Source organism: Rhizobium hidalgonense, assembly GCF_002914525.1.
Lineage (GTDB): Bacteria > Pseudomonadota > Alphaproteobacteria > Rhizobiales > Rhizobiaceae > Rhizobium > Rhizobium hidalgonense.
In genome coordinates this window covers 114,130-127,060 of record NZ_LODW01000139.1, presented here as the reverse complement: position 1 = coordinate 127,060, position 12,931 = coordinate 114,130, and the positions used below count along the sequence as shown (strand labels likewise).

The 12,931-nt window shown below is 64.5% G+C and carries 4 protein-coding genes; all 4 read left to right on the top strand.

Translation table 11 applies throughout. The features are described 5' to 3' along the window. The first annotated feature begins 37 nt into the window (after positions 1–37). The 4 genes from ATY29_RS35630 to ATY29_RS35615 all read left to right on the top strand — a co-directional run bounded on the left by ATY29_RS35630 (position 38) and on the right by ATY29_RS35615 (position 12,923). Positions 38–5,506, top strand: a complete 5,469-nt coding sequence (locus ATY29_RS35630) for an alpha-2-macroglobulin family protein (protein ID WP_097534343.1) — start codon at positions 38–40, stop codon at positions 5,504–5,506. Next, a complete protein-coding gene (gene pbpC / locus ATY29_RS35625; protein ID WP_097534341.1) occupies positions 5,506–7,587 on the top strand; it encodes a penicillin-binding protein 1C in 2,082 nt (693 codons plus the stop codon). The genes ATY29_RS35630 and pbpC overlap by 1 nt, the downstream gene beginning before the upstream one ends. Positions 7,588–7,670: 83 nt before the next feature. After that, positions 7,671–10,280: a malto-oligosyltrehalose synthase gene (treY, locus tag ATY29_RS35620; protein WP_097534339.1), complete on the top strand. Its 2,610-nt coding sequence runs from the start codon at positions 7,671–7,673 to the stop codon at positions 10,278–10,280. 123 nt (positions 10,281–10,403) lie between these two features. Continuing rightward, positions 10,404–12,923, top strand: a complete 2,520-nt coding sequence (locus ATY29_RS35615; protein WP_025418733.1) for a heavy metal translocating P-type ATPase — start codon at positions 10,404–10,406, stop codon at positions 12,921–12,923. The last annotated feature ends 8 nt before the right edge of the window (positions 12,924–12,931 follow it).

Genomic DNA, 12,931 nt, shown 5'->3' with positions numbered 1-12,931 from the left:
TCAGAGCCTGCATCGCCTGTATCCTTGGGGGGAACCTATGTCCGTGCGCTCGTTCTTTGCTTTCGTGACAATCGCATTTTTTTCCACGATCGCCGTCGGTTTTCCCGCCGCGGCCGCGGAAACCAAGCGCGACATCCAGACGATCAAGGACGCCGATTTCTTCGGTTTCGATCTCCGCACCGAGCAGAACGTCTCGCTCGATCAGTGCAAGACCTCCTGCATCGGCGACAAGAGCTGCAAGGCCTTTACCTACAATCCCAAGGTGAAATGGTGTTTCCTGAAATCGGACTTCAAGACGATGAACGCCTTCCCCGGCGCCATCGCCGGCAAGATCGTCGAAACAGCAGCTCAGAAGGAGCCGGATCTCGGCGCGGCGCCGCGCCTGACCTTCCTGAGCAACGACCTCATTCAGCAGGCGCACGATTACAAGGACAATCTTGCTCTGACCGACGGCCAGCAGGGCCAGGGCGTCGACAGCCTGACGGCCAATGCCCGTCTCGACATGACCGCCAATAATCTGACCGACGCGCTGATCGCCTTCCACGGCGCACTGTCGATCACACCCGACGATGCCGATCTCTGGCTCGAAACCGCCCGCGCTGCAATTTCCTACGGCAGCACCGAGAGCAGCGTCACCGGCCAGGCCGTGGTCGACGCGCTGAATGGCTACGAGCTGACGCGCACCAAGCCCAAGCGCGCCGAGGCGCTCTCCGTCCTTGCCACCGCTCTGGAGCGAAACGCCAATTACCGCCCGGCACTCGACGCCTATAAGGCGAGCCTGGCGCTGATTGCCTCCGACGATGTGCAGACCGCCTACGTGCAGCTCAAAGCGACGCAGGGCTTCCGGATCACCGAACACACGGTCGATGCCGACAGCGCCACGCCGCGGGCCTGCGTCACCTTCTCCGAAGCGCTCATCAAGACCACCGACTACACGCCCTTCGTGACGCTGAACGGCGCAGCGCCGAAGGCGCTGGAAACTAAGGACAAGCAGATCTGCGTCGAGGGGCTGACCCATGGCGAGACCTACAAGATCGGCTTCCGCACCGGCCTGCCGTCATCCGTCGACGAGCCGCTCGACGCCCCCGTCAGCATCGACGTCTATATCAAGGACCGCAGCCAGATGGTGCGTTTCACCGGCGACAGCTTCGTGCTGCCCTCGACGGCGCGCCGCGGCATCCCGATCGTCTCGGTCAACATGGCGTCGGCCAACCTCAAACTCTACCGCATCGGCGATCGCGCCATTGCACCGCTCTTGACCAATTCGCAGTTCCTGAGCCAGCTCGACGGCTACAGTGCTCAGAACATTGAAGACCAGAACGGCGAACTCGTCTGGCAAGGTTCGATCGACATTGCCAACGAACTCAACAAGGACATCGTCACCAGCTTCCCGGTCGACGAGGCGCTGCCCGAGCGCAAGCCCGGCATCTACGTGATGACGGCGACCGGCCCGAACGGCCCGACGCAGGAGTGGGATTCGCAGGCGACGCAATGGTTCCTCGTCTCCGATATCGGCGTCACTACCTATGCCGGCACCGACGGGCTCAATGTCTTTACCCGTTCGCTCGCTTCGGCCAAGCCGATCGCAGGCGTCGAGCTGCAGCTGCTTGCCAAGAACAATGAAGTGCTTGGTACCGCGACCACCGACGAAAACGGCCGCGCCACCTTCACTGCCGGCCTGATCCGCGGCACGGCGGCGCTGACGCCCGCTGTCATCACTGCCAAGAACGGCGCCTCGGACTACGTCTTCCTCGACATGACGCGCGCCGGCTTCGACCTCTCCGACCGCGGCGTTACCGGCCGCGCTGCCCCCGGGGCGATCGATGTCCTCACCTTCACCGAACGCGGCATCTACCGCGCCGGCGAGACGGTGCATGCGCAGGCGCTCGCCCGCGACACCGACGGCAACGCCATCGAGAACCTGCCGCTCACCTTCATCTTCAGCCGCCCGGACGGCGTCGAAGACCGGCGGATCGTCAGCCAGACCAGCAATCTTGGCGGTTACAGCGTCGATTTCGCCACCCAGGAGAACGCCATGCGCGGCACCTGGACGATGAATATCTATACCGATCCCAAGGGCAGCGCGATCGCCAGCAAGAGTTTCCTGGTCGACGATTTCGTGCCCGATCGCACCGACATGGAGATCAAGACCGAGGCCAAGGAAATTGGCCCGGATACGCCGGCGACAATCACCATTGCGGGCAAGTATCTCTATGGCGCGCCGGCCGCCGGCCTGACGCTCGAGGGTAACGTCGTCGTCAAGCCGACGCGTGAAAGCGCCGCCTATAAGGGCTTCCTGTTCGGGCTTGCCGACGAGGAGGCGAGCGAGGACTCGCGCCTGCCGATCGACGGCCTGCCGGAACTCGACGAAAACGGCGAAGCCTCTACCGATCTCACCGTCGGCGATCTGCCGGCAACGACGCAGCTGCTCAACGCCACCGTCTATATCAGCATGCAGGAGGCGGGCGGGCGCGCCATCGAGCGCTCGCTCGTGCTTCCGGTGAAGAGCGAGCGCGCTTCGGTCGGCATCAAGCCGGAATTTTCCGACGAGCTGCCCGAAAACTCTATCGCCAACTTCACGGTCATCGGCGTCGATGCCAACGGACAGAAGCAGGAGAGCAAGGGCCTGCGCTGGAAATTCTACAGTCTCAACCGCGAATACCAATGGTATCGCGAGGGAACCGCCTGGAAATACGAACCTGTCTATACCGCCGAGCAGGTTGCCAACGGCAGCGTCGACGCGACGATGGATGGCGGCAAGATCTCCGTGCCGGTGAAGTGGGGCCGCTATCGCCTCGAGGTAGAAAGCCCGGATGCCGACGGCCCGACCTCCAGCGTCGAATTCGACGCTGGCTGGTTCGTCGCCTCGACCTCGACCGAAACACCCGACGGGCTGGAGATCGCCCTCGACAAGGACAGCTACAAGATCGGCGACACCGCCAAGCTGAAAGTCACGTCGCGCTACGGCGGCGAGCTGATGGTAACGGCCGGAACCGAAAAGCTGGTCGCCGTTCAGAATGCGACGATGGGCGAGACCGGCGGCGAAGTCGACATCCCCGTCACCGCCGACTGGGGCGCCGGCGCCTATGTCACAGCCACCCTCTTCCGCCCCGGCGACGCACAGGACAGCCATATGCCGATGCGCTCGATCGGCATCAAATGGCTGAAGGTCGATCCCGAACAGCGCGCGCTGCAGGTCAAACTCGATACGCCGGAAAAAATGCTGCCGCGTGGACCACTTGATATCGGCGTGCAAGTGGCTGGGGCCGGCGCCAATGAAGATGCCTATGTTACGGTCGCCGCCGTCGATGTCGGCATTCTCAATCTGACGCGCTATGAAGCGCCGAATCCGGAGGACTGGTATTTCGGCCAGCGCCAGCTCGGCCTTGAAATCCGCGACCTCTATGGCCGGCTGATCGACGGCTCGCTGGGTGCTACCGGCAAGCTCCGAACCGGCGGCGACGGCGGCGCCATTGCGCTGCAGTCAAGCCCGCCGACACAGAAACTCGTCGCCTTCTTCTCCGGCCCGGTGAAGCTCGACGCCGACGGCAAGGCGCACGTCTCCTTCGACATTCCGCAGTTCAACGGCACGGCGCGGGTCATGGCTGTGGCATGGTCGAAATCAGGCGTCGGCCACGGCGTCAAGGACGTCATCATCCGCGATCCTGTCGTCGTCACTGCGAGCCTGCCGAAATTCATGGCCCCCGGCGACAAGGCCAATCTGCGCCTCGACATCGCCAATACCGATGCGCCGGCCGGCGATTACAAGCTGCAGCTGACCGGCAATGACGCCGTGGGCATCGAAGCAGCCTCCGCCGCCCAGACGATCCACCTCGAAGCCGGCGCCAAATCCGAGCTGACGCTGTCGCTGATCGGCAAACAGCCGGGCGCCGGCAGCGTCTCGATCAATCTCTCCGACGCCGCCGGCCTCTCGCTCGACCAGACCGTCGACGTGCCGGTGCGCCCGTCATCCCTGCCGATCACCGAACGCAGGGTTCTGGCGCTGAAGCCCGGGGCCAAACTCACCGTCGACAAGAACCTGCTCGCCGACAGCGTGCTGCCCGGCGCCTCGATCAGCGTCAACGTCACGCGGTCCGCCGCCTTCGACATTCCCGCCCTGCTGATGACGCTCGACCGTTATCCCTTCGGCTGCGCCGAGCAGACCACCAGCCGGGCGTTGCCGCTGCTCTACCTCGCCGAAGTGGCAAAGCAGGCCGGCATCGAAAATGACGACGACGTACACAAGCGTGTGCAGGATGCGATCTACCGCGTGCTCTCCTACCAGGCCTCGGCCGGCAGCTTCGGCCTCTGGGGACCGGATTCGGGCGACGTCTGGCTCGATTCCTACGTCACCGATTTCCTGACGCGGGCCCGCGAAATGAAATATGACGTGCCGGAAAGGGCTTTCGTGCAGGCGCTTGAAAACCTGCAGAACACGCTCTCCTATACCACCGACATCAAGGGCCAGGGCGACCAGATCGCCTATGCCGTCTACGTGCTTGCCCGCAATAAGAAGGCGGCGATCAGCGATCTGCGCTACTACGCCGATACGATGATCAACGACTTCCCGACGCCGCTCGCAAAGGCGCATATCGCCGCCGCATTGGCGCTCTACGGCGATGCGCAGCGTTCGAAGAACATCTTCCTCGACGCGCTGCAAATGTCGCAGCAGTCGATGGTCTCACGCGTGAACCTCTCGCGCACCGACTACGGCACGATCCTGCGCGATGGTGCAGCGATCCTCGCACTTGCCGCCGAAAGCCGGCCAGTGCCGCCGGTCATTCCGGAACTCTCCAAGGCCGTCGCCAAGGAATGGGGACGCAGCAAATATAAGAGCACCCAGGAAGAGACCTGGATGCTGCTTGCCGCGCGCGCCATCCAGGGCGGCGATGACGACCTTAAAATCGATGTCAACGGCGCCGCGCACACCGGCGCCTATATGGCCAGCCTGACCGGCGAGGCGCTCGCCGACCATCCGCTGACGCTGACCAACCAGACGAGTGACGCGGTCTCGGCCGTCGTCACCACCGTTGCCGCCCCGGCCGTGCCGTTGCCGGCCGGCGGCGACGGCTTCCTCATCGAGCGCAGCTATTACACGCTCGACGGCGAGGAGGCGAATGTCAGCGAAGCGAAACAGAATGAACGCTACGTCGTCGTCATCCATGTGCGTGAGGCCAACGACTGGCCGTCGCGCATCGTCATCACCGACCTTCTGCCGGCCGGTTTCGAGATCGACAATCCGAACCTCGTCGACAGCGCCCAGATGACGAATTTCGACTGGATCGGCGAAATATCAGCGGCCCATACCGAATTCCGCTACGACCGCTTCGTCGCCGCCTTCAACCGCGCTCAGGGCGATGAGCGCGAATTCAACGTCGCCTATGTCGTGCGCGCCGTCACCCCCGGCACCTACGACCATCCGGCCGCAACCGTCGAGGACATGTACCGGCCGGAACTTTCGGCCCGCACGGCGACCGGCAAGATGGAGGTCGTGACAGCGCAATAATGAGGCTGTGGCACAAGTTTGTGATTGGGTCCGCCGCCGGCATCCTTCTTGCCGGCGCGGCCCTCTTTGCGCTTGACGCCGCCGACAAGGCCTTTCCGCCGCCGCTCGCGAAAGCGGACGTGGTTTCCGCCGAGGTGCTGGATGCCGACGGGCAATTGCTGCGCGCTTTCGCGACTTCGGAAGGCCGCTGGCGGCTGAAGACCACGGTCGCCGACATCGATCCGCAATTCCTGCGCATGCTGATCGCTTATGAGGATCAGCGTTTCTACGACCACGACGGCGTCGACGCCTGGGCGCTCGGGCGGGCAGCCACGCAATTCATCCGCAACGGCCGCATCGTTTCCGGCGCCTCGACGCTGTCGATGCAGGTGGCGCGGCTGATCGAGCCGCGGGCCGGACGCTCGCTATCGGCAAAACTGCTGCAGCTTGTCCGCGCCGTGCAGATCGAACGGCGGTTGTCGAAAGAGCAGATCCTCGACCTCTATCTCACCCATGCGCCCTATGGCGGTAATCTCGAAGGCGTGCGCGCCGCAAGCCTTGCCTATTTCGGCAAGGAGCCGCGGCGGCTGACGGTCGCGGAAGCCGCCCTGCTCGTCGCCCTGCCGCAATTGCCGGAACGGCGCCGGCCGGACCGCAATCTTAAGGCGGCGCAAGAGGCGCGCAAGCGCGTGCTCGAGCGTGTCGCCGTGGCCGAAGCCGTCGGCGACGGCGAGGCGGAGCGGGCCGAGGCTGTCGCCATCCCGCCGCGGCGCCTGCAATTGCCGGCGCTGGCCGCCCATGTCGCCGAAGCCGCATTGCGCAAGGAGTCTGATGTCCTCAAGCACCAGACGACCTTGAAGAAACAGGTGCAGCAGGGGCTGGAATCGGTGGCGCGGACGGCGGCGATGAAGCTCGGGCCGAAGCTTTCGCTCGCCATGGTGATGGCGGATGCTCAGACCGGCGCAATCGTCGGCGAGGTCGGCTCGGCCGATTATTTCGACGCCAGCCGCTCCGGCTGGATCGACATGACACGCGTCAACCGCTCGCCCGGTTCAACGCTGAAGCCCTTCATCTACGGGCTCGCCTTCGAGCAAGGGCTCGTCTCGCAGGAGACGATCATCGAGGACCGGCCGGCCGATTTCTTCGGCTACCGGCCGCGCAATTTCGACATGAGCTATCAGGGCGACGTTACTGTCCGAGAGGCGCTGCAGCTCTCCTTGAACGTGCCGGCCGTCAAGCTGCTCGACGCCGTCGGACCATCGCGGCTGCTGGTGCGCTTCCGCCGTGCCGAGGTGCGCCCGGTCCTGCCGCCGAACGAGACGCCGGGACTGGCGATCGGTCTTGGCGGCATCGGCATCACCCTGAAGGATCTGGTGCAGCTCTATACGGCGCTCGCCAATCGCGGCCAGCCGGCAAGGCTCGGCGACGGCATCACCGGCCAACCGGCCGAGCTCGATGGCGAAGCGCTGCTTGAGCCGGTCGCCGTCTGGAACGTCGCCGATATTCTCTCCGGCGTCATTCCCCCCGCCGGCGCGCCGCAGCGCGGCATCGCCTACAAGACCGGTACGAGCTACGGCTATCGCGACGCCTGGTCGGTCGGTTATGACGGGCGTTATGTGCTCGGCGTCTGGGTCGGACGGCCCGACAACAGCGCCGTTCCGGGTTTGACCGGCTATGGCACCGCCGCACCTATCCTGTTCGAGGCTTTCGCCAAATCCGGCATATCAACCACGCCGCTGCCCCGCCCGCCGGCGGGTGCGGTGCGCATCGCCCAATCCGAGCTGCCGATCAGCCAGCGGCGTTTTGCGCTGAATGCCAGCGGCCTGCTCGTCGCCTCCGGCCGTGAGCCCGCGCCGCAGATCGTCTATCCCCCTGAGGGCGCCCATATCGATCTCGGCGCCGGAGCAGGCGACCTGTCACCGCTGATGCTGAAGCTGCAAGGCGGCCGCGCCCCATTCCGCTGGCTTGCCAACGGCAAGCCGCTGCCCGATCTCTCCCGCCGCCGCACCCAGCAATGGCTGCCCGACGGCGGCGGCTACTCGAAACTGACCGTCATTGACTCGGCCGGACGGGCGGCCAGCGTGGGCGTTTTCATCGACTAGCGGGTAAAACGCCGGCATCACGAGGGAACAAAAACACGGCCACAACCGTTGAAGAAGGCCTTCCTCCAACGTCAGACGGCCTCATGTCACTTCCGACAGCGACCTACCGGATACAATTCCGCAACGGCATGACCTTCGATCGTGCCTGCGCCCTCGTCCCCTATCTCAAGACACTCGGTATCAGCCACCTCTACGCCTCACCGATCTTCACCGCCGTCAGCGGCTCGACCCATGGCTATGACGTCACTGACGCCAATGAAATCGACCCGGCGCTCGGCGGCCGGGCGGGGTTCGAGCGGCTGACGGAGAGTCTCGCCGCGGCTAGCATGGGGCTGATCCTCGACATCGTTCCGAACCACATGGCCGCTTCGCCTGAGAACGGCTGGTGGCGCGACGTGCTGGCCTTCGGCCCGCGGAGCGCCTATGCCAGACATTTCGATATCGACTGGAGCGAGCCGCTGACCCTGCCGCAGCTCGGCCAGGATTTCGAGGCGGCGCTCGCCGCCGGCGAGCTACGCATCGCCCTCGACGAAACCCACGGCAACTTCGCCTTAGCCTATTTCGAAACGCTGCTGCCGCTGACCCCCCGCAGTTACGGCGCGATCGCAAACCGGCTCGACGATCCGGTGGCTACGAGAATGGCGGAGGCCGCAGCCACAACCTCCGGCGAGGACTTCGCCCGCGCCATGCGCGACATTCTCTTCGAAGGCGGCGACCGGGCACTTCTCCGGCAAAAACTCGAGGATGTCTCGGCCGATCACGATTTCCTCCAAAGCCTGCATGAGGCACAGCATTGGCGGCTCATTTATTGGAAGGAAGCGGCGCGGCATCTGAGCTATCGCCGTTTTTTTGAGGTGACCGGGCTGGTCGGCACCCGCGTCGAAGATCCCTTCGTGTTCGAAGATCTCCACCGGTTGACGATCGAGCTGGTGCGCCATGGCAAGGTGCAGGGCCTGCGCATCGACCATGTCGACGGGCTCGCTGAGCCCAAGGCCTATCTCGACAGGCTGAGGGCAGCCGTCGGACCGGACACCTACATCGTCGTCGAAAAGATCCTCGGCCCCGCCGAGGTCTTGCCGGAAAGCTGGCCGGTCGCCGGCACCACCGGCTATGAATTCATCGCTGCGCTGAGCGAACTCTTCGTCGACGGCGGCGGCCTGCGGATATTGGACGATGCCTATCGCAGGCTCGCCGGAGAGACGGGTGATCTCGACGATGGCCGGCGGCTTGCCAAGCGACTGATGGTCGAGCGTAATTTCGCCGGCGAGACCGGCAGGCTGGTATCGATCGCAGCCGGCATTTTTCCCGATTTGAAAAGCAACGCGATCGCCGCCGCGCTCAGCGAGCTGCTGATCGCCTTTCCCGTCTATCGCACTTATGGCGACGGCGGCCCGCTCGCCTGGCAGGATTCAGCCGTGCTTGCCACCACCGCATCGCAAGTCATGGCGCAGCTCGATGATCGGCGTGCGCTCGACCATGTACTGAAGCTTCTGGAAGGCAAGGTCGAGGGGGATGCGGCCCACGAGTTTCGCATCCGTTTCCAGCAATTGAGCGGGCCTGTGATGGCGAAGGCGACGGAGGATACGCTGTTCTATCGCTACAACAGACTGCTTGCCGCAAACGAAGTCGGCGGCGAACCCGGCAAGGCGCCTGATGGCCCGGAGGGATTCCATCGCCGCATGGCCGAGCGGGCGCGGCTGCAGCCGCATGGGCTGTCGGCAAGCGCCACCCACGACACCAAACGCGGTGAGGATGCGCGCGCCAGGCTCTATGCTTTGAGTGAGGGCGCGGATGTGTTCGTGCAGGCGGCAGAGCGCTGGCGTGAGATGAACCGCTCCTGGCTTAAAGATCTGTCGGATGGCGCGGCACCGGAGCCGAATGTCGAATGGATGCTCTATCAGGCGCTGGCCGGCGCCTGGCCGGAGGATTTCGACCGCGGGCAGACGGAAGAATTTCGCGAGCGCTTCACCGATTACGCGGTCAAGGCGGTGCGCGAGGCAAAACTCCATACCGGCTGGATCGAACAGGATGCCGCTTACGAAGAAGCGGTGACGGCATATGCGGCGGCGCTGGTTTCGCCCGAGAATGACGCCTTCCTCGAAGATTTCGAAAGGGCGCTGCAACCCTTTATCGCGGCGGGCTACCTCAACAGCCTGTCGCAGACGCTCCTCAAGCTGACCGCGCCCGGCATCCCCGACATCTACCAGGGCTCCGAGGGTTTCGATTTCAGCCTCGTCGATCCCGACAACCGCCGGCCGGTCGATCATATCAGGCTGGCGGCCTGGCTTTATGAAGCCGGGCCGATCGCCAAGCTTCAGGCGGCCGCGTTGAAGCAGCGCATCGTCGCAATCGGCCTGCAGCTGCGTCAGCGGCAAGCGGCTCTCTTTGCCAAAGGCGATTATCTGCCGCTGAAGGTGACGGGCAGCCGACGCGAGCACGTGCTGGCATTTGCCCGGGTGCATAAGGATAATTTCGCGATTGTCGCCGCACCCCGGCTGATGTTCGGCTGGCTCGATCCCGGCGTGCTTTTTGCCGGCCCGGAATTCTGGGAGGATACCGCAATCGCCGTCCCCTCCCCTCTTCACGGGCTGAAAGCGGATCTGGTGACCGGAAAGACGATCGAGCCCGGCGGAAGCATTGCGATCGCTGCCCTGCTCGGCAGCCAGCCGGTTGCGCTGATCAGCCCGATCTGAGGATCGGGCGCGAGACAGACGGCCTTCGAAAAAACCGTCTTGTCAAAAAATAGCACTTGACCTTCCAGTTGCTGGAAGGTGGATAAGCCTCTCCAACTGCCCCCTGGGGCATAGGAGATAGCCATGAGTATCAAACATGACCACGATCATCATCACGGCCACAGCGACGACCACAGCTGCAGCAGCCATGGCAGGGAAAACACTGCCGGCGTCATGACCCGTGATCCGGTCTGCGGCATGACCGTTGATCCGGAAGTCGGCAAACCCTCGCTCGATCACAGCGGCCGCCTCTACCATTTCTGCTCGGAGGGCTGCCGGACGAAGTTTGCGGCTCAGCCGCAGGATTACCTGACCGCAAAGGATCCGGTCTGCGGCATGACCGTCGATCGTTCTACCGCGAAACATTTCCTGAAAGTCGAGGGCGAGAAATTCTACTTCTGCTCGGCCGCCTGCCAGACGAAGTTCGAAGCCGATCCCTCCGCCTATCGCGACGGCAAGCGCCCGGTAGCAAAGCCGACGCCGAAGGGCACGCTCTATACCTGCCCAATGCATCCGGAGGTGGTCGGTGATGGCCCCGGCGACTGCCCGAAATGCGGCATGGCGCTCGAGCCGATGGGCATTCCTCCCGCCGACGACGGTCCCAACCCGGAGCTCGTCGATTTCACCAGACGGCTTTGGGTCAGCGCCATCCTTGCCGTGCCTCTGCTGGCGCTGGGCATGGGGCCGATGCTTGGCCTGCCGCTGCGGGAAACGATCGGTGAGCCGCTGGCGACCTATATCGAACTGCTGCTGGCGAGCCCGGTGGTGCTTTGGGCGGCGCTGCCCTTCTTCCGCCGCGCCTCATCGTCCGTCATCAACCGCAGCCCCAACATGTGGACGCTGATCGGTCTCGGCGTTGGCACCGCCTACGTCTACAGCCTCGTCGCCACGCTGGCGCCCGGCATTTTCCCGATGAGTTTTCGCGGCCACGGCGCGGCCGTTCCCGTCTATTTCGAGGCGGCGGCCGTCATCGTCGCGCTCGTCTTCGTCGGCCAGGTGCTGGAATTGAAGGCACGCGAGCGTACCGGTTCGGCGATCCGCGCTCTGCTTGACCTCGCGCCGAAGACGGCGCGCCGCATTGGTGCCGATGGCAGCGAGAGTGACGTTGAAGTGGACGAGATCCAGACCGGCGACCGGCTGCGCGTGCGCCCGGGCGAACGTGTGCCGGTGGATGGCTCCGTCCTCGAGGGCCAGTCGACCGTCGATGAATCGATGATTACAGGCGAGCCCCTGCCCGTCGAGAAGTCGAAAGGCGACGGACTGACCGGCGGCACGATCAACAAAAACGGCAGCCTCGTGATGTCGGCCGAGAAGGTCGGCGCCGACACCGTGCTGTCGCGCATCGTCGATATGGTCGCCAAGGCGCAGCGCTCGCGGGCGCCGATCCAGGGTGCGGTCGACCGGGTGTCGGCGGTCTTCGTGCCGGCTGTCGTCGTCGCGGCCATCCTTGCCTTCATCGTCTGGGCCGCGGTCGGCCCGGAGCCAAGTCTGGCCAATGCGCTGCTTGCCGCCGTCGCCGTTCTGATCATCGCCTGCCCCTGCGCGCTCGGGCTGGCGACGCCGATGTCGATCATGATCGCGACGGGGCGCGGCGCTCACGAAGGCGTGCTGATCAAGGACGCCGAAGCGCTTGAGCGTTTCTCCAAGGTCGATACGCTGATCGTCGACAAGACGGGCACGCTGACCGAGGGCAAGCCGAAGCTTACCGACATCGTCGCAGTCAGCGGGGTCGCTGAAGACCGGTTGCTGTCGCTGGCGGCAAGTCTGGAGCGCGGTTCCGAACATCCGCTCGCCGAAGCGATCGTCTCAGGCGCCGAGGAGCGCGGCGTTACCTTCGTCGAGGTCACCGGTTTCGACGCAAAGACAGGCAAGGGCGTTCAAGGTCTTGCGGGCGGCACGGCGGTGGCGCTTGGGAATGCGGCAATGCTCGGGGATCTCGGCGTCGATCCGGCAGCGCTGACCGAAAAGACCGAAGCCCTGCGCGGCGACGGCAAGACGGTGATGTTCGTGGTGGTCGACGGCGCGCTTGCCGGCCTCGTCGCCGTTGCCGACCGGATCAAGCCAACGACATCAGCCGCGATCAAGGCGCTGCACGACAGCGGCCTGAAGATCATCATGGCGACGGGTGACAACAAGCGCACGGCGGATGTGGTGGCAAAGAGCCTCGGCATCGATGAGGTCCGCGCCGACATGCTGCCGGAGGGCAAAAGCGCGCTGATCGACGAATTGCGTGCCAAGGGTGCCGTCATCGCCATGGCTGGAGACGGCGTCAACGACGCGCCGGCGCTCGCCGCCGCCGATGTCGGCATCGCCATGGGCACCGGCGCCGACGTTGCGATGGAAAGCGCCGGCATCACCCTGGTGAAGGGCGATCTCACCGGCATCGTCAGGGCGCGGCGGCTGGCAGAGGCAACGATGCGCAACATTCGTCAGAATCTCGGCTTCGCCTTCGGCTATAATGCGCTCGGAGTTCCGGTCGCAGCCGGCGTGCTCTATCCCGTCTTCGGGCTGTTGCTGTCGCCGATGATCGCGGCGGCGGCGATGAGCCTCTCGTCGGTCTCGGTGATATCGAATGCGCTGAGACTGCGTTTTGCAAAACTGTAGGAGACGGC